Origin of the sequence: Streptomyces sclerotialus (genome assembly GCF_040907265.1) — a bacterium.
Lineage (GTDB): Bacteria > Actinomycetota > Actinomycetes > Streptomycetales > Streptomycetaceae > Streptomyces > Streptomyces sclerotialus.
The window spans coordinates 1,435,067-1,453,259 of sequence record NZ_JBFOHP010000002.1 but is presented as its reverse complement, the minus strand read 5'-3'; the positions used below and the strand labels follow the sequence as shown (position 1 = coordinate 1,453,259).

15 protein-coding genes are annotated in these 18,193 nt (G+C 71.4%); 11 read left to right on the top strand and 4 right to left on the bottom strand.

Annotation, left to right across the window (positions count from 1 at the left end):
* Positions 1 to 7: 7 nt before the first annotated feature.
* The 5 genes from AAC944_RS06450 to AAC944_RS06430 are packed head-to-tail and all read left to right on the top strand — an operon-like array spanning position 8 to position 7,367.
* Positions 8 to 991 carry a carbohydrate kinase family protein gene (locus AAC944_RS06450; protein ID WP_030611068.1) on the top strand — a complete coding sequence of 328 codons (984 nt, stop codon included), beginning with the start codon at positions 8 to 10 and terminating at the stop codon, positions 989 to 991.
* Entirely contained in the window at positions 988 to 4,455 is a 3,468-nt protein-coding gene (gene metH, locus AAC944_RS06445) for a methionine synthase (RefSeq protein WP_368396947.1), read from the top strand. The genes AAC944_RS06450 and metH overlap by 4 nt, the downstream gene beginning before the upstream one ends.
* The gene (metF, locus tag AAC944_RS06440; protein ID WP_030625508.1) at positions 4,452 to 5,327 is read left to right on the top strand and encodes a methylenetetrahydrofolate reductase [NAD(P)H]; all 876 of its coding nucleotides are present in this window, start codon (positions 4,452 to 4,454) and stop codon (positions 5,325 to 5,327) included. The genes metH and metF overlap by 4 nt, the downstream gene beginning before the upstream one ends.
* The gene (gene ahcY / locus AAC944_RS06435; protein ID WP_368396946.1) at positions 5,317 to 6,714 is read left to right on the top strand and encodes an adenosylhomocysteinase; all 1,398 of its coding nucleotides are present in this window, start codon (positions 5,317 to 5,319) and stop codon (positions 6,712 to 6,714) included. Before metF ends, ahcY begins: the two co-directional genes overlap by 11 nt.
* Positions 6,714 to 7,367 carry a maleylpyruvate isomerase family mycothiol-dependent enzyme gene (locus tag AAC944_RS06430; RefSeq protein WP_030624014.1) on the top strand — a complete coding sequence of 218 codons (654 nt, stop codon included), beginning with the start codon at positions 6,714 to 6,716 and terminating at the stop codon, positions 7,365 to 7,367. Before ahcY ends, AAC944_RS06430 begins: the two co-directional genes overlap by 1 nt.
* Positions 7,368 to 7,389: 22 nt before the next feature.
* On the opposite strand, the gene AAC944_RS06425 is transcribed toward AAC944_RS06430, so the two are convergent.
* Complete coding sequence (locus AAC944_RS06425; protein WP_030624016.1) at positions 7,390 to 8,130, bottom strand: PIG-L deacetylase family protein; 741 nt, start codon at positions 8,128 to 8,130, stop codon at positions 7,390 to 7,392.
* Positions 8,131 to 8,297: 167 nt separating this feature from the next.
* Between AAC944_RS06425 and asnB the strand changes: the two genes are divergently transcribed.
* The 6 genes from asnB to AAC944_RS06395 all read left to right on the top strand — a co-directional run bounded on the left by asnB (position 8,298) and on the right by AAC944_RS06395 (position 15,561).
* Positions 8,298 to 10,115: an asparagine synthase (glutamine-hydrolyzing) gene (gene asnB / locus AAC944_RS06420; RefSeq protein ID WP_030624019.1), complete on the top strand. Its 1,818-nt coding sequence runs from the start codon at positions 8,298 to 8,300 to the stop codon at positions 10,113 to 10,115.
* On the top strand, positions 10,112 to 11,089 hold the full coding sequence (locus tag AAC944_RS06415) for a PrpF domain-containing protein (protein ID WP_196943355.1): 978 nt from the start codon (positions 10,112 to 10,114) through the stop codon (positions 11,087 to 11,089). The genes asnB and AAC944_RS06415 overlap by 4 nt, the downstream gene beginning before the upstream one ends.
* An 85-nt stretch (positions 11,090 to 11,174) precedes the next feature.
* Complete coding sequence (locus AAC944_RS06410) at positions 11,175 to 11,903, top strand: SDR family oxidoreductase (protein ID WP_030624025.1); 729 nt, start codon at positions 11,175 to 11,177, stop codon at positions 11,901 to 11,903.
* A gap of 48 nt (positions 11,904 to 11,951) precedes the next feature.
* Positions 11,952 to 13,532 (top strand): class I tRNA ligase family protein, encoded by a 1,581-nt coding sequence (locus tag AAC944_RS06405; protein ID WP_030624027.1) that lies wholly within the window; start codon positions 11,952 to 11,954, stop codon positions 13,530 to 13,532.
* A gap of 183 nt (positions 13,533 to 13,715) precedes the next feature.
* Positions 13,716 to 15,080 carry a D-inositol-3-phosphate glycosyltransferase gene (gene mshA / locus AAC944_RS06400; protein ID WP_063760035.1) on the top strand — a complete coding sequence of 455 codons (1,365 nt, stop codon included), beginning with the start codon at positions 13,716 to 13,718 and terminating at the stop codon, positions 15,078 to 15,080.
* A 259-nt stretch (positions 15,081 to 15,339) separates the two neighbouring features.
* Positions 15,340 to 15,561, top strand: a complete 222-nt coding sequence (locus AAC944_RS06395) for a hypothetical protein (RefSeq protein WP_030624033.1) — start codon at positions 15,340 to 15,342, stop codon at positions 15,559 to 15,561.
* Here AAC944_RS06395 and AAC944_RS06390 read toward each other — a convergent pair.
* From AAC944_RS06390 to AAC944_RS06380, 3 genes are all read right to left on the bottom strand, one after another.
* Positions 15,558 to 15,980 (bottom strand): Fur family transcriptional regulator, encoded by a 423-nt coding sequence (locus AAC944_RS06390; RefSeq protein ID WP_051872399.1) that lies wholly within the window; start codon positions 15,978 to 15,980, stop codon positions 15,558 to 15,560. The two genes, AAC944_RS06395 and AAC944_RS06390, sit on opposite strands and share 4 nt — an antisense overlap.
* 71 nt (positions 15,981 to 16,051) lie before the next feature.
* The gene (locus AAC944_RS06385; protein WP_368396942.1) at positions 16,052 to 17,008 is read right to left on the bottom strand and encodes a helix-turn-helix transcriptional regulator; all 957 of its coding nucleotides are present in this window, start codon (positions 17,006 to 17,008) and stop codon (positions 16,052 to 16,054) included.
* 198 nt (positions 17,009 to 17,206) lie between these two features.
* Positions 17,207 to 18,115, bottom strand: a complete 909-nt coding sequence (locus AAC944_RS06380; RefSeq protein WP_196943356.1) for a class I SAM-dependent methyltransferase — start codon at positions 18,113 to 18,115, stop codon at positions 17,207 to 17,209.
* Positions 18,116 to 18,193 lie beyond the last annotated feature (78 nt).

The window sequence follows — 18,193 nt, the reverse complement described above, 5'->3', positions numbered from 1 at the left end:
GCACATCGTGCGGACAGTCGTGACCGGTTCCATAGCCACCGACCATCTGCTGACCTTCCCGGGAAGTTTCACCGATCAGCTCATCGCGGGGCAACTGGACCGGGTCTCACTGTCCTTCCTCGCCGACCGGCTCGACATACGCCGCGGGGGAGTGGCAGCCAACATCTGCTACGGACTGGGCCTGCTCGGACAGCGCCCCGTCCTGGTCGGCGCAGCGGGCACCGACTTCGAGCCGTACCGCGTCCACCTCAAGGAACACGGGGTCGACACCGACTCCGTACACATCAGCACCGACCTGCACACGGCCAGGTTCGTCTGCACGACCGACCGCAGACAGAACCAGATCGCCACCTTCTACGCGGGAGCGATGGCCGAAGCCCGCACCATCGACCTGTGCGACGTGCTCGCACGGGTCGGCCGCCTCGCCCTGGTCGTCATCTCCCCCGACGACCCGCAGGCGATGCTCCGCCACACGGCCGCCTGCCGGCAGCTCGACATCCCCTTCGCCGCCGACCCCTCGCAACAGCTCGCCAGGCTGAACCGCGCCGAGGTCCGGCAGCTCGTCGAAGGCGCCCGCTGGCTGTTCAGCAACGAGTACGAAGCGGCCCTGCTGCAGGAACGCTCCGGATGGACCGCCGAACAGATCCGCGCCCGCGTGGGCTGCTGGGTCACCACCCTGGGAGAGGGCGGCGTACGCCTCCAGAGCGAGGACCACTCGCCGGTCGTGGTCCCGGCCGTGCCGGTCGACGGCGTCGTCGACCCGACCGGAGTCGGCGACGCCTTCCGGGCCGGCTTCGTGGCCGCGGTGACCTGGGGCGTTCCCCTCGCCGACGCCGCCCGCCTGGGCTGCGCCATCGCCGCCACGGCTCTCGACTACATCGGCACCCAGGAGTACCGCCTCTACCGCGACCCGCTCCTGACCCGGCTCCGCACCGCGTACGGCTTCGCCGTACCCGCCCGCATCCTGCCCCACCTGAGGGAGCTGACGTGACCACCACCCCGCAACGGGCCGAGGAACTGCGCCAGGCCCTCGCCTCACGCGTCGTGGTCGCCGACGGAGCCATGGGCACCATGCTCCAGGCCCAGGACCCCAGCCTGGATGACTTCCAGCAGCTGGAGGGCTGCAACGAGATCCTGAACCTCACCCGCCCGGACATCGTGCGCTCGGTGCACGAGGAGTACTTCGCGGTCGGTGTGGACTGCGTGGAGACCAACACCTTCGGCGCCAACCATGCGGCGCTGGGGGAGTACGACATCCCCGAGCGGGTGTACGAGCTGTCGGAGGCCGGGGCGCGGATCGCCCGCGAGGTGGCCGACGAGTTCACCGAGAAGACCGGGCAGCAGCGGTGGGTGCTGGGCTCGATGGGCCCGGGCACCAAGCTGCCCACGCTGGGCCACGCCCCCTACACCACCCTGCGCGACGCCTACCAGCAGAACGCCGAGGGAATGATCGCCGGGGGCGCTGACGCGCTGCTGGTGGAGACCACCCAGGACCTGCTGCAGACCAAGGCCGCGGTGCTGGGGGCCCGCCGCGCGCTGGAGGCCACCGGCACGAACCTGCCCATCATCTGCTCGGTGACGGTGGAGACGACCGGCACGATGCTGCTGGGTTCGGAGATCGGTGCGGCGCTGACCGCGCTGGAGCCGCTGGGCATCGACATGATCGGCCTGAACTGTGCCACCGGCCCGGCGGAGATGAGTGAGCACCTGCGCTATCTGGCCCGCCACTCCCGCGTCCCGATCTCCTGCATGCCCAACGCGGGCCTGCCGGTGCTGGGCAAGGACGGCGCCCACTACCCGCTCACCGCGACCGAGCTGGCCGATGCGCAGGAGACCTTCGTCGCCGAGTACGGGCTGTCCCTGGTGGGCGGCTGCTGCGGCACCACCCCTGAGCACCTGCGCCAGGTCGTCGAGCGGGTGCGCGGCACCGCCCCCACCGAGCGCCGGCCGCGTCCGGAGCCGGGTGCGGCCTCCCTGTACCAGACCGTGCCCTTCCGCCAGGACACCTCCTACCTGGCGATCGGGGAGCGCACCAATGCCAACGGTTCCAAGAAGTTCCGCACCGCGATGCTGGAGGGGCGGTGGGATGACTGTGTGGAGATGGCCCGGGATCAGATCCGCGAGGGCGCGCACATGCTGGATCTGTGCGTGGACTATGTGGGCCGGGACGGCGTGGCGGACATGACCGAGCTGGCGGGGCGGTTCGCCACCGCCTCCACGCTTCCTATCGTGCTGGACTCCACCGAGGTGCCTGTCATCCAGGCGGGGCTGGAGAAGCTGGGCGGGCGTGCGGTCATCAACTCGGTGAACTACGAGGACGGTGACGGGCCCGACTCGCGTTTTGCGAAGGTCACCGCGCTGGCGAAGGAGCACGGTGCGGCGCTGATCGCGCTGACCATCGATGAGGAGGGCCAGGCCCGTACCCCCGAGCACAAGGTGGCCGTGGCCGAGCGGATCATCGCCGATCTGACCGGCAACTGGGGCATCCGCGAGTCCGACATCCTCATCGACACCCTGACCTTCACCATCTGCACCGGTCAGGAGGAGTCCCGTAAGGACGGGGTCGCCACCATCGAGGCGATCCGGGAGTTGAAGCGGCGCCATCCGGAGGTGCAGACCACGCTGGGTCTGTCGAACATCTCCTTCGGGCTGAACCCGGCCGCGCGCATCGTGCTGAACTCCGTCTTCCTGGACGAGTGTGTCAAGGCGGGGCTGGATTCGGCGATCGTGCATGCGTCGAAGATTTTGCCGATCGCGCGGCTGGAGGAGGAGCAGGTCCAGGTCGCCCTGGATCTGATCTACGACCGGCGGTCCGAGGGGTATGACCCGCTGCAGAAGCTGATGGCCCTCTTCGAGGGGGCGACGGCGAAGTCGCTGAAGGCCGGGGCGGCCGAGGAGCTGGCGGCGCTGCCGCTGGAGGAGCGGCTGCAGCGGCGCATCATCGACGGTGAGAAGAACGGCCTGGAGGCCGACCTGGATGCGGCGCTGGCCGAGCGTCCGGCGCTGGACATCGTCAATGACACGCTGCTGGCGGGCATGAAGGTGGTCGGGGACCTGTTCGGCTCCGGTCAGATGCAGCTGCCGTTCGTGCTGCAGTCCGCCGAGGTGATGAAGAGTGCGGTGGCCTATCTGGAGCCGCACATGGAGAAGGTGGAGGGCGATGAGGGCAAGGGCACCATCGTGCTGGCCACCGTCCGCGGTGATGTCCATGACATCGGCAAGAACCTTGTGGACATCATCCTGTCCAACAACGGCTACACCGTGGTCAACCTCGGTATCAAGCAGCCGGTCTCGGCGATCCTGGAGGCCGCCGAGGAGCACAAGGCCGACGTGATCGGGATGTCGGGGCTGCTGGTGAAGTCCACGGTGATCATGAAGGAGAACCTGGAGGAGCTCAACCAGCGCAAGCTGGCGGCCGACTTCCCCGTCATCCTCGGCGGCGCCGCGCTGACCCGCGCGTATGTCGAGCAGGACCTGCACGAGATCTACGAGGGTGAGGTCCGCTACGCCCGCGACGCCTTCGAGGGCCTGCGCCTGATGGATGCCCTGATCGCGGTCAAGCGGGGCGTGCCCGGGGCGAGCCTGCCGGAGCTGAAGCAGCGCCGGGTGCCGCACCGGCGGACGGCACTCGAAGAGCCCCAGGACACCGGCGGCCGCTCCGATGTGGCCACCGACAACCCGGTCCCGACCCCGCCGTTCTGGGGCACCCGCGTGGTCAAGGGCATCCAGCTCGCCGACTACGCCTCCTGGCTGGACGAAGGCGCGCTCTTCAAGGGCCAGTGGGGCCTGAAGCAGGAACAGATCGCGACCGACGGGCGGCCGCGGCTGCGGATGTGGCTGGGCCGGCTGCGCACACAGAACCTGCTCCAAGCGGCCGTCGTGCACGGCTACTTCCCCTGCTACTCCAAGGGCGACGACCTGGTCATCCTGGACGAGCACGGTGCCGAGCGCACCCGTTTCACCTTCCCCCGGCAGCGCCGCGGCCGCCGCCTGTGCCTCGCGGACTTCTTCCGCCCGGAGGAGTCCGGCGAGACCGATGTGGTCGGTCTTCAGGTCGTCACCGTCGGCTCGAAGATCGGCGAGGAGACCACCAGGCTCTTCGCGGCCGACTCCTACCGTGACTACCTGGAGCTGCACGGCCTGTCCGTCCAGCTCGCCGAGTCCCTCGCCGAGTACTGGCACGCCCGCGTCCGCACCGAACTGGGCATCGCCACCCACGAGCCGGAATCGCTGGAGGGAATGCTGCGCACCGAATACCAAGGCTGCCGCTACTCCCTGGGCTATCCGGCCTGCCCGGACCTGGCGGACCGCGCAAAGATCGCCGACCTGCTGCGGCCGGAGCGCATCGGCGTCGTCCTCTCCGAGGAATTCCAGCTCCACCCCGAACAGTCCACCGACGCCCTCGTCGTCCACCACCCCCAGGCGGGCTACTTCAACGCCGGGAGGCGGGCGTGAAGACGACGAACCCAGGGCCCACCTTCTCCTTCGAGTTCTTCCCTCCGAAGACACCGGCGGGCGAGCAGGCGCTGTGGCGGACGATCCGGCGGGCGGAGGCCCTGTCCCCGGACTTCGTATCCGTGACGTACGGCGCCGGCGGCTCCTCCCGTGACCGTACGATCGCGCTCACCGAACGCATCGCCGATGAGACGACTCTCCGGCCGGTCGCGCATCTGACCGCCGTCGGCCACTCGGTCGCCGAACTACGGGCAATCATCGGCCGGTACGCGGACGCCGGCATCCGCGACATCCTCGCCCTGCGCGGTGACCCTCCCGGCGACCCCAAGGGCACCTGGACGCCGCACCCGCAGGGCCTCAGGTACGCGTACGAGCTCGTCGAACTGGTCCGCTCGCTGGGCGACTTCACCATCGGTGTCGCGGCGTTCCCTGAGCGCCACCCGCGCTCGGCGGACTGGGAGAGCGACATCCGGCACTTCGTCGCCAAGTGCCGGGCGGGTGCCGACTACGCCCTCACCCAGATGTTCTTCCACGTCGAGGACTATCTGCGGCTGCGGGACCGGGTGGCGGCGGCCGGGTGCGACACCCCCATCATCCCGGAGATCATGCCGGCCACGGACGTCCGCCAGATCCGCCGCTTCGCCGAACTCAGCGGTGCCGCGTTCCCGGAGGAGCTGGCACACCGCCTGGAGGCGGCACGCCACCGCCCGGCCGACGGCCACCGCATCGGCGTCGAGTACGCCACGGAAATGGCCACGCGCCTTCTCGCCGAAGGCGCCCCCGGACTGCACTACATCACCCTCAACCGCTCCGCCGCGGCCCTCGACATCCATCGCAGCATCCAGACCTCAAGGAGTGCCCGTGCCTGCTGAGTCCATCGATTTCAAGGTCGCCGACCTGTCCCTGGCCGCCTTCGGCCGCAAGGAGATCACCCTCGCCGAGCACGAGATGCCCGGTCTGATGGCCCTCCGTAAGGAGTACGCCGCCGCCCAGCCGCTGGCCGGCGCCCGGATCACCGGTTCGCTGCACATGACCGTGCAGACCGCCGTGCTGATCGAGACCCTGGTCGCCCTCGGTGCCGAGGTCCGCTGGGCTTCCTGCAACATCTACTCCACCCAGGACCACGCCGCAGCCGCCATCGCTGCGGCCGGTGTCCCGGTCTTCGCCTGGAAGGGCGAGACGCTGGAGGAGTACTGGTGGTGTACGGAACAGGCGCTCAGCTGGCCCGGCGGGGCCGGCCCGAACATGATCCTGGACGACGGCGGCGACGCCACCCTCCTGGTCCACAAGGGCGTCGAGTACGAGAAGACGGGCGAGCTGCCCGCCGCCGGCAACGATGAACTCGCCGCGATACGCCGCCTGTTGGAGAACAGTTCCCTGGACTGGGTGAAGCTGGCCGCCCAGATCCGTGGTGTGACGGAGGAGACCACGACCGGTGTGCACCGGCTGTACGAGATGCACCGTGACGGCACCCTCCTCTTCCCGGCGATCAACGTGAACGACGCCGTGACCAAGTCGAAGTTCGACAACAAGTACGGCTGCCGCCACTCCCTCGTCGATGGCATCAACCGGGCCACCGACGTCCTGATCGGTGGCAAGACCGCCGTGGTGTGCGGTTACGGCGATGTGGGCAAGGGCTGTGCGGAGTCGCTGCGCGGCCAGGGCGCCCGGGTGATCGTCACGGAGGTCGACCCGATCTGCGCGCTGCAGGCGGCGATGGACGGCTACCAGGTCACCACCCTGGACGAGGTGGTGGAGACGGCGGACATCTTCATCACCACCACCGGCAACAAGGACATCATCATGGCCTCGGACATGGCCAAGATGAAGCACCAGGCGATCGTGGGCAACATCGGCCACTTCGACAACGAGATCGACATGGCCGGTCTGGCGCAGATCGAGGGCATCGTCAAGGACGAGGTCAAGCCGCAGGTGCACACCTGGACCTTCCCCGACGGCAAGGTCCTCATCGTGCTCTCCGAGGGCCGGCTGCTGAACCTGGGCAACGCCACCGGGCACCCCTCGTTCGTGATGTCCAACTCCTTCGCGGACCAGACGCTGGCGCAGATCGAGCTGTTCACCAAGCCGGAGCAGTACCCGACGGACGTGTACGTTCTGCCCAAGCACCTGGACGAGAAGGTGGCCCGGCTCCACCTGGATGCGCTGGGCGTCAAGCTCACCACGCTCCGCCCGGAGCAGGCCGCCTACATCGGCGTCGAGGTCGAGGGTCCCTACAAGCCCGACCACTACCGCTACTGATGGCCGGCGAGCGAGATCCTTGGCTGCCCGGCCGGCTGCTGCGTACGGAGCGGGACGCGCTGATGCCGCTGCTGCGCGGTACGGAACCCAGCCGCTTCGCCGCTCGTACGGCGTGCCCGGGCTGGACCGTACGTGACGTCCTGGCCCACTGCGGGGCGGCGCTCGTGCGCATCGTCGAAGGGCGGCTCGACGGTGCCTTCACGCCGGAAGCCAACGCCGCCGACGTACGCGAGCGTGCCGACTGGACCACGGCACAGATCCTGGACGAGCTGGAGCGTGGTCTCACCGAGGCGGGCCCGGTCATCGCCGCGTCCGACGGTGAGCTGGACGTCATCGCGTTGGGGGAGTGGGTGCATGCCGGGGACGTGCGCGAGGCGCTCGATGAGCCCGGTGCGTACGGAGGCAGGGGGGCGGCGGACGCGCTCGCGATCCTGTCGGTGACCAGCCGGGTGCGCCACACGCCGCGCCTCCATGCGGTCCTGGCCGGGCACGACGCCCCACTGGTGCTCGGCAACGAGGTCGACGGGCGTCCCGCGGCCTCACTGAAGGCCGATGTACCGACCCTCATCCGGCTGTACGCGGGCCGCCCACTGGTCCGTACGCGCTACGAGCTGCACGGTGCGACGGAGAGCGAGCTGGTCATCTACGGCTGACCGGCCCCTCGGACACAGGCTCTCAGGCCGTGTCGACGACCTGGAACGCCTCGGCGAGGCGTCCGGGCGGCAGTCCGCCGGCCCGGGCGTGTTCGCCGAGCCAGGAGCGGAGCAGGCCGGCGAGGTCGTCGAAGTGCGCGGTCTGGGAGGTGTGGATGCGCAGGGCTTCGACCTTGCGGTCGAAGACCGCGGTGACGTCGACGTACTGGTTGGGGCGGGGGCCGGTCATCAGCCACGTTTCCGGGACGGTCCAGGGGCGCAGGCCCTCGTGCTTGAGGAGGGAGGGGTGCGCGAAGGGGTTCCGTGCCTCGGGGTAGATCGCGCGGAGCGCCGCTTCCCCCACGGCCCGGTGGTCGGGGTGGACGTCCGCGATGCGCGCCCAGTTGATCTCCGGGCTCGGGATGATCGCGCGCTGCGGCCTCGTCTCGCGGATGACCCGGCACAGGTCGCGCCGGAGGTCGACGCCGGGCTCGACGAGGCTGTCGGGATAGCCGAGAAAGCGGACGTCCTGCACGCCGCTGAGTTTCGCGGAGTGCGCCTGTTCGGCGCGGCGCAGATCGGCCATGGCCTGCCGGGGCAGCCGTTCGTCGTAACCGCCCGCGCCGCCGTCCGTGACGATGCAGTACGTCACCTCGGTGCCGCGTTCGATCCACTGCATGACCGTTCCGCTCACGCAGAACTCGATGTCGTCCGGGTGCGCGGCGACCACTAACAGCCGCTCGGGCGCGCTGCGTCGGTGCGGTCCGATGGGGGAGTCGCTCATGCGATCAGCGTGCGGTGCGCCGGTGTGCCGGGCAAGGCGGCGGCCGTGGCCGGTTCACGCCATTGCACTGACGCGCCACCACAAGAATTGGTAGATTCAAATCATTGGGTGCATCCAGTGAGGCTGTTGATGCCGGTGTCAGGGCCCCGGGCTCGGAGGTAGTCGTCATGTGCAGGATCTGCGGAACGTTCGCCACCAGGGCCACCGGCCAGGAGCTGGCCGCCGTCTCCGGGCGGCAGCGGCACGGCGGACCCGACGCCCACGGCGTCGCACGCGGTCCGGGCTGGTCGCTGGGGTGCAACCGGCTCGCCGTCACCGACCCCTCCGGAGGCGGCCAGCCGTACCGCCTCCCCAGCGCGCCCGGCATCGTCGCCGTGCTCAACGGCGAGATCTACAACCACCGGCAACTGCGGGCACAAGTACGGGCCTTGGGGCACGTACTGCCCGACGACTGCGACGGCACGGTGATCCCCGCGCTGTACGCCGAGCACGGGCCGGGCTTCGTCGGCCTGCTGGACGGCATGTTCGCCCTCGCCGTCGTCGACCTGCGCCCGGAGGAGCCGCGGCTGCTCCTCGCCGTCGACGACCACGGCATGAAGACGCTCTACTACCACGCAGCCGCCGACGGTGGCGTGCGCTTCGCCTCCGAACTGCCCGCACTGCTCGGCTTCCCGCAGGTCCCGGCCGAGCACCGCGAGGAAGCCCTCGACGAGTACCTCACCACCCGTACCTGCCTCGGCCAGCAGACCGCCCTGCGGGGCATCCGGACCCTGCCGCCCGGCGCGACCGCCCTGGCCACCAGGGGAGGCGGACTGCGCCTGCACCGCCGGCCGCCCCACCGGAGCCCCAGCGCACCGCTCGGTGTGCGGGACGCACTCCGCCATGAGGTGCGCCGGCTCGCCCAGGCCGACGTCCCGGTCTGCGCCATCACCAGCGGGGGCCTCGACTCCGGCCTGGTGACCGCCCTGGCAGCGGAGGACAGCAACGCGTCGCAGGCGCCGCCGCTGCACACGTTCCACCTGACGTACCGCGGCGAGTGGCCGAACAGCGAGCACGGCTTCGCCCGCGCCGTCGCGAGGCGGAGCGGCACCGTGCACCACCAGATCGAGGCCGACCCCGCCGAGTTCGCCGACCTGCTGCCGCGCACGGTGTGGCACCTCGGGCAGCCCAACGCCGACCCGATCACCCTCAGCACCTACGCGCTGTTCCGGGCGGTGCGCAACGAGGGCTTCACCGTGGCCCTGACCGGTGACGGCGCCGACGAGCTGTTCGGCGGGTACGACCGGATGCGTACGGCCCTGGCGGCACCGCCCGGCCCCGGCTGGGTCGCCCCCTACGTCGCCGCGCTCGCCGCCGTGCCCCGCTCCCTGCGCGAGTCGCTCTACACCCCCGACTACCGCGCCTGCCTGGCCGACCGGGGGACCGCCGAACAGCGCCTCACCGACCGGCTGGCCTCGGCGGACAGCGACCGGCACGCCACGCTGACCGCGTTCGAGACCTTCCAGCGGCTGCCCGCCTACCACCTCAGGCGGCTGGACCACCTCAGCATGGCCTGGGCGGTCGAAGCCAGGCCGCCCTTCCTCCAGCCCTCCGTGACCGGTCTCGCCGCCCGCCTGCCCGCCCCGCTGAGGACCGGCAAGAGGGCCCTGTACGAAGCCGCTCGGGGACTGCTGCCGGAGGCCGTGATCCGGCGGCCCAAGCAGCCCTTCCTGCTGCCCGTCGCGGCGATGCTGGTACCGGGTACGCCCCTGATGGCGCTGGCCCAGGACGTGCTGGCCGCCGGGCCGCACCTCGACCCGCGGCTGTCCCCGCGCGGCCTGCGCGCACTCTTCACCGCCCACCTGCGCCGGCCCACCGGCACCAGTGCCATGGCCCTCTGGGCACTGCTCGTGCACGAGCTGTGGCGGCAGGAGCTGCGCGCCCTGCGCCCGGCGGCACCCCGTACCGCCGCGCCGTCGCCCGCACTCGCCGGAGCCGCCGCGTGAGCGCACACCTCGCCATGGCCGAGGGCGCGCCGGGGCCCACGCTGGTCCTGGACGCGTCCGAAGCCCCGGCCGGCGAGGAAGAGTTGGCCGAGTTCCTGTACGAGGTGCGGAGGGGCCTCCGGGCCGGCGGGTGGGGAGACGTGCTGAAGTATGCGCTCGTCCGGCGCTCCCGGTGCCCCTTCTTCGACCTGGAGTACCGGTTCGTGCAGGGGCTGGCGGGGCGCGCCGACGGGTTCGCCTTCGGGAGCGCATGCGGTCATTCGCTGCTGGCGGCCGTGGCCGTGAGCGGCTTGGGCGGTACCGTCCGCGTGCGGACACGCACTCCGGACGGCACCGGGGCGGTGGTCTGCGAGCAGGCCGCCGACGGCACGTACACCGTGCACTTCCTGCCCGCCATGCCGCGGCCGGCGGACCTGCTGCCCACCGGCAGCCCCGAGGACGTGCTCGGCACCGCCGACGGGGTGCACACGGTGTCGCTGGTGCGGTTCGGCAACCCGTACGTGTTCGTCGACGCCCGGGAACTCGGGCTGGACGGGCGGTCGGCCCTGTTCGCGGCCGGGAGCGCCGACTTCGGCCGGCTGCGGCGGCTGAGGGGCGCGGCGCGGTCGGTGCTGGGCCTGCCGTCCGGTGGCGCCCTGCCGAAGATCGCGGTCGTCGGGGCCGGCGGAGCGGGACGCCTCGTCGTCCGCGCACTGACCGAACCCGGCTGGCACCCCTCCTTCGCCATGACGGGGCTGACGTGCCTGGCCGCGGCCACGACCGTCGCCGGCACGGTGCCGTACCGGCTGGCCCGCGCGGCCGGCTGCCCGCCGCACGCCCTCCTCGTGGCGAGTCCCGCGGGGCCCGCGCGGGTCACCGCGACCGTCACGGGCGCACCGGACCCCCGGCTGGCCCGCGTCAGCGTCCCCGGCAAACGGGTACGCGTGCTGGAGCGGCACGTCGCGCTGCCCTGGCGTACCCACGCCACGGCGTGAACCTGCCGCCGTTTACCGCAGACCTTTCCCGTTCCGTCTGCCAGGCTCGTTGAACGGTCCAGCCGATTCAGGAGAACGGGACAGGATGACTTTCGAGAACCTGCGTGTCGTGGTGACCGGCGCCTCGCGCGAATTCGGGCGATCACTTGCCGTGGGATTCGCACACCTGGGAGCCGAAGTATTCGTTTCCGCGCGGACCGTCGAAGCGGCGGAACGTACCCGGACGGAAGTCCTCGGAGCCGCGCGCGACCGAATTCACGCATTCGGCTGCGACTTGAACCGCCCGGCCGAGATCCGGGAATTCGCCCGGAAAGTGGGCGAGCACAGCGAACGCGTCGATCTCCTGGTGAACAACGGCGCGCGCTGGCTCGACGGCGACGAGCTCGACGACGCCTCGGACGACCAGATCGTCGAGACCATCGGCTCCACCGCGGGCGGCACCGTCCTCATGGTGAAGCACTTCCTGCCGCTGCTGCGCAGATCCCACCGGCCGGACATCGTGAACATGGTGGCGGTACGGGGCGGTGCGGGAGCCGCCAGGACCTCCGCGCACGACGCCTTCTACGCGGCGAAGAACGCGCAGGCGGGGTTCGCCGACATCCTCTCCCACCGGCTGCGCCCCTCCGGCGTACGCGTCTTCTCCCTCTACCCGCCGGACTTCTCCACGGCCGACCCGCGGTCCGTGGAGTGGGCCGGACTCGGTGCCGACCCCGACGACAAACTCACCGGCCAGGCGCTCTTCGACTGCATCGTCTACGCCGTCGAGCAGCCGCGGGACTGCTTCATCCGCTCCTTCCACTTCGAGCCCCACTAGAGCCTGTCGCATGGCACAGGCCCCCCAGCACACCAAGGAGGTCCGCCCGTGAGCGTCCCGCTCTGGATCACCGCGACCCCGCCCGCCGCCCACGGCGAGCTCCACATCGGCCACCTGGCCGGCCCGTACGTCGCAGCCGACGTCCTCAGCCGCGCCCTCCGCGCCGACGGCAGGCCCGTCCTCTTCACCACCGGCACCGCCGAGCACGGCAGCTCCGTCGAACTCCGCGCGCTGCGCACCGGCCGCAAGCCGGAAGAGGTGGCGGAGGGCTACCGCCAGGCCATCTGCGCCGACCTGCTGCGCGCCGGAGTCGTCTTCGACCGCATCGTCCACCCCCGCACCGCCGACGGTTACGCGAGCTGGGTGGGGGACCTCTTCACCCGGCTCCGCAACGAGGGCGTCCTCGCGGCCCGCACCCGGCTCATGCCGTACTGCGAACCCTGCGGCCGCTGGCTGCACGGCGCGCACGCACACGGCACCTGTCCGCACTGCGCGCTGCCCTGCGACGGCAACGCCTGCCCGTCCTGCGCCCGGCCCAACAGCGGCGGCGAACTGCTGGAGCCGCGCTGCGCGCTCTGCGACACCCCCGCGACGATGCGCCGCTGCCGCCGGCTCCACCTCCCGCTGGAGCCCTTCCGCGACCAGCTGGCCGACTACTGGGCGGCCGCCGAACTGCCGCCCCGCCTCGCGGCACTGTGCGAGCAGCTCGCCGAGGACGGACTGCCGGACGTCGCCGTCTGCCACCCGGGGGAGTGGGGCCTGCCCGTACCGGGTGAGGACTTCGCCGGACACCGCATCGACGCGTGCTTCGAAGCCGCCGCGATCCACCTCTTCGGCTACCGGCTGGACCTCAACGCCGCACCCGAACGGACCGTGCACTTCTGCGGCTTCGACCACGCCTTCTGCCAGACCGTGCTGCTCCCCGCCCTCATGCTGGCCCAAGGCATCAAGCTGCCCCAGGGATTCTGCGTCAATGAACCCCTGGTGCTGGACGACGGCATCGTGCCGGGCGAACAGCCCGGGACCGTATGGGCGCTGGACCTGCTCACCGAGTTCGGTTCCGACTCCCTGCGGCGGCACGTGCTGCAGTCCCGCCCCGTCGGGCGTCCGGTCCACTTCAGCCGTACGGACCTGGAGCAGGCCCGCCGGACCCTCGACGCCACCTGGAACAGCTGGCTGACGCGGCTCTTCGCCCAGATACGGCAGGACTGCGCGGGCCGGGTGCCGGACGCCGAGCCCGGCGGCGCCGGCTGGCCGCGGCTGCGCGAGCTGCTGCTGCGTACGGCCGAGGACCTGGCCGTGGCGTACGCGCCGGACTCGTTCGACCCGCGGCACGCGGTCGCCCTGCTGGACGAGACCGTCCGCTCCGTCGACGACTTCGCCCACATCAACGCCCACGAAAGGCGCCGCCCGACAGGCCACGGCCGCGGCACGGCCGCCCTCGTCGCCCAGCTGGAGGTGGCCGGTGCGCTGTCGGCGTGGGCCCGGCCGGTGATGCCGGAAGGCGCCGACCGGCTGGCGGCGGCTCTCGGGCTGCCCGCCGGCCGCGCGATCACCGCGGCCGCGCTCGTGGCGCCTGCGCCCGGCACCAGGCTGTCACCCCCCTCAGGCCCCGTCTTCGGGTTCTGATCCCGCTACCCGCCCGCCCCGGTCCGCCCGGTCCGTTCCGGACCGCACGCGGATCGTGTCCCCACCGGCCCCGGCGCATCACGCACCGGGGCCGTCCGTCTGCCGCGTGCGCCGCCGGGTCCCGTACGGACACTGTGCCGCTACGGCAGCGGCGGGGCACGTGGCCCCCTCGAAGGAGACCACGTGCCCCGCTCCGCTTCCCGGCCGCCTCGCGTCGCCGTGCTCAGCGTGCACACTTCGCCCCTGCACCGGCCCGGCACCGGCGACGCCGGCGGCATGAACGTCTACATGGTGCAGCTGGCCCGCGCGCTGGCCGCCAAGGGCGCCGAGATCGACGTGTTCACCCGCTGCCGCGGCGAGGGCCTGCCGGCCCGCGTCCGGCTCGCCGAGCGGGTGACCGTTCAGCACCTCCACGCCGGCCCCTGCGGCCCGCTCGCCAAGGAAGCGCTGCCGGGCATGCTGCCCGCGTTCTCGCGCGACCTGCTCCGGGCCGCCGGCGAACGCCGTCCGTACGACGTCGTCCACTCCCACTACTGGCTGTCCGGCCAGGTGGGCCGGGCCGTCGCCGGCCGCTGGCGGGTGCCGCTCGTGCACACCATGCACACCCTGGGCCGGGTGAAGAACGCCTCCTTGGCGCCGGGCGACGACGCCGAACCCGCCGTCCGCATCCTGGGCGAGCACCAGGTCGTCGACGCCGCCGACCGGCTGATCGCGAACACCGCCGACGAGGCCGCCGCGCTCCGCGACCTCTACGGAGCCGAGGCCGCCCGTATCGACATCGTCCGGCCGGGCGTCGACACCGGCACCTTCAGCCCCGGCGCCGGCCGGCAGGACGCCCGCCGCCGTCTCGGCCTGCCGCCGGACGCCTTCGTGCCGCTCTTCGTCGGCCGGATCCAGCCGCTGAAGGGGCCGGACGTACTGATCAGAGCCATCGCCGAACTCCTGGACCTCGCCCCCGAGCTCCGTACGCGTCTGCTGGTCCCCGTCATCGGCGGGCTCAGCGGGAGCGGCACGCACGCGCCCGGACTGCCCGCCCTGTGCCGCCGGCTGGGCGTCGACGGTGTCGTACGCAGGGAGCCGGCGGTGCGCCGGCGGGCGCTGGCCGACTGGTACCGGGCCGCCGACGTCCTGGTCGTCCCCTCGCGCAGCGAATCGTTCGGGCTGGTGGCGGCGGAGGCGCAGGCCTGCGGCACGCCGGTACTCGCGGCGCGGGTGGGCGGGCTGCCGACGGCGGTCCGGGACGGCGTGACCGGGCTCCTGGTCGACGGTCACCGGCCCGCGGACTACGCACGGCAGTTGCTGGCTCTGGCCCGTGCTCCGCGCCGTGCGCGCGCGATGGGCAGGGCGGGGGTCCGGCACGCGGCGGGCATGACCTGGGAGACTGCGGCGGAGGCGACGCTCGCCACCTACGAACGAGCTGCCTCGGACCGTACGCGAGGGGTGGGCAGGGGCGGCGGCACGCCCCCGCCCGGGCGGGACCACGCCCCTGGAGGTGCTGAGTTCCCGCCGGTTCAGGGAGAGTTCGCCTCTATGATGCCGCATTGGTGACCGTACCATAGATTTGGTTGCCCCAAGAATGTGCGTGTGGTGCGGAGAATTGAATTCCGGAAAGGTCCCCGGAACGCGGACCGGAGAGGGGTGCATTCCACTTCCGGTGGTCGTGACGCACTCACGCCATGGCGCGGGCACGACGTCGCGAAAGCTGGATCGGCCGGTGGTCGGACGGGATTATTGAAGAGTCAGCCCGAGGAAATCCCGGCGGCACGGGAACGGGCGGCAAATCCCTTTCGAACTCCCTGGAGGATTCATGTTCTCGTACGCCGGAATTCGTTGCGCGCTCCGTCGGTTCGCCGTCGCGGCGGCTCTGTGCACGGCGGTCGCCGTGCCCGCGGCGGCCGCCGGCGCGGTGGACCGGGAGGCGGGCCCGGCGACCTTCCTGGCGAGCGAGATCGACTGGCCGCCGGCGGTGTCCGGGGCCACCGTCGTGGACCCGCAGATCGACTGGCCCCCGGCCGGTTCCGCGGTCTAACGGCACTCCGGGCACTCGCCCTTGTACACCAGCTCGGCGGCGTTCATGCGCCAGCCGCTCAGGCCCTTGCGCGACGGCGCAGGGGCCTGGACGTCTATGTTGACCACCCGGCCGCACCGGGTGCACAGGGCGTGGTGGTGCGGTTCCGCTGCCGCTTCGAACACCGCGGGAAAGCCGGGCCGGTCGAACTTCGTCACCAGACCCGTGTCCAGGAAATGCCTGAGCATTTCGTAGACCGCCTGGCTCGTGAGGGTGCCGAGCCGCTCACGGGCGATCGCGGTGATCTCCTCGACGTCCAGGTGCCCGCCCTCGCGCAGCACCTTGAGGACTTCCAGCCGCGGTCCCGTCACCCGGAGCCCGACATCGCGCAGCTGCTGCATCGCCGCTTCGCGCTGCTCCGGCAGTACATCGCGCTTCATGTCTCCGCCACCTGGTCAGGCCAAAAGTTTGACCCCATCGTACCTGTAGTCGGGACGGCCGACGCCGGCTGCTAGTCCAGCCAGCCCATCCGGGTGGCGCGTACGCCCGCCTCGAAGCGGCTGCCGGCGCCGAGGGCCTGCATGACCTCCGAGAGGAGACGGCTGACCGTGCGGAGGGAGACGCCGAGATTGCGGGCGATCTTCTCGTCCTTCATGCCGTCGGCGAGCATGCGCAGCGCGGCCCGCTGCTGTTCGGTGAGGCCGTCGCCGCCGCGTTCGGGGTCCTCCTCCTCACCGAAGGCGGCGGAGGTGTGCCAGCAGTACTCGTACACGGCGAGGTACGAGCGGACCAGCGCCGGGCCCCGCGCGAGGATCGCGCCGGCGGTGTGGTCCTCGGGGTCCGCCGGCAGGAGGGCGAACTGGTGGTCGCCCAGAATCATGTTCATCGGGACGACGGGGGAGAGGCGGACCTCGACGCCCACGCCCGCCTGCCGCCGGAAGAATTCCGCGAGCGCGGGCACGGAAGCGAAACGCTGGTTGTAGATGACGCGGACGCGGACGCCTTCGTCCACCATGCGTTTGTCGCGGCTGAGGGAGCGGTCCAGAGTGGCCGTGTCGATGGCGCCGGGATGCATGGAAGCGATGCTGTCGTGCACGACGTCGAGCACGTCTTCCACGACTTGCTGAATACGGCGGTAGTCGGTGAGAACCTCGACTTCCACCTCGGAATTCGAAACGGCACCGGCTCGCAGAAATCGTCCGGCCAGCATTTCCAGCCGGCTGTACGCCTCGTCGGTCTGCCGGAGCCTTTCCCGCAATGTGGTCTGCTCGTGCTCCAGGAGCCGTAGCAGTGCGACTTCCGGGTCGATGGCCGCGACCGTGTCATCGGCCTTGTCGTGCACCCATCCGGGATTGGTGTCCAGACCGGCGGTGTGTACCGGGTCGGTGGGGACGAGCAGTCCGAGCTGTTCCAATTCGGCGCGCAGTGCGCCGGCTTCCGCGGGGGCGAGCCCTAACTCCCGGGCCACGGCGGAGAAACCCGCTGCCCCCCGGGAGCGCAAGGCCTGGTAGAGATCGAACGCAAGGTCCTCGCTACTGCCACCGGAACCGGATCTGGACACGTTGCGGCCATCCCCCTCAGTCATAAGCCGCGCCCCTCAGCGACTCGTCACATTCCTGACCGGCGGCCGCTGTCCACCGATCAAGCCATGACCGCCGTCACCTCATCATGGGGCGGTACGGCAAATCAAGAGCACATGGTCCGTGGCACGGGCGATCCGGTGCGGCTTCCGCTGGGCCACCTGCAGCCCGGCGGCCTGGATTTCCTGTGCCAACCAGTCGGTTTCCACCAGCCACTTGTGTGTCCTGAGCACGCTGCGGTGCGTCCGGTGGCCCACCGTGCGTGCGCAATGATAAGTGATCTCTTCGGTCCCCTCCGTGAGGTCGAAGACCTGCCGTGCCACGACGCGTTCGGTCACGTCGTCACAGCGCGGTACGTCGAACGCCCACGTGCGGACGGGCTGTTCCGCGAGAGCGCGCACGGAGTGCTCGGCGTAGTCCAGGGCCAGGAGACCGCCCGTGCCGAGATGCGCCGCGATGTGGCGGAGCAGCCGCCCGCGTGCGGCCGGCGGCACCGCCATGATCATCGATCCGGCCAGCACCACCAGCCGGTAGTCCTGCCGGAGCCGCAGTTGCGTGAGGTCGGAGCGGACCGTGGTGACCAGCGCCGAGGTGCTGCTGCCGAGCCGGTCCGCCCAGCGCCGCAGCCGCTTCAGGCTGGGGCCGTCCCGGTCCACCGCCGCGACGGCGAACCCGTGCCGCGCGAACGGTACGGCCAGCCGGCCCGGGCCCGACCCCAGGTCGAGCACGGGACCGCCGGTCCGGCGCGCCAGCCGGAGGTAGCCCACGATGTCGGCGCTGTGCGGGCCGAGCAGCGCCTCGTGCAACCACACGTCCTGCGCGTCCTGCGGCGCGACGCTCTCCAGGCCGGGCAGCCACAGCCCGCCGGTGAGCTCGTCCGCGGTCCAGGACGGCACAGCGGTCGCGTCGAGGGTGTCCTGCGCCGAGGAGAGCAGGGAAGACGTCCGCGCGTCCGGGGCATCGCGCAACGCCGTAGGGGCGGTTCTGGTTCGCACGTCCATGGCTCCTCCAGGGTCCTTCGGGCGGACACTGCCGACCGGGACGGCACCCGTGCCGCCGGGGCCGTACCTGGG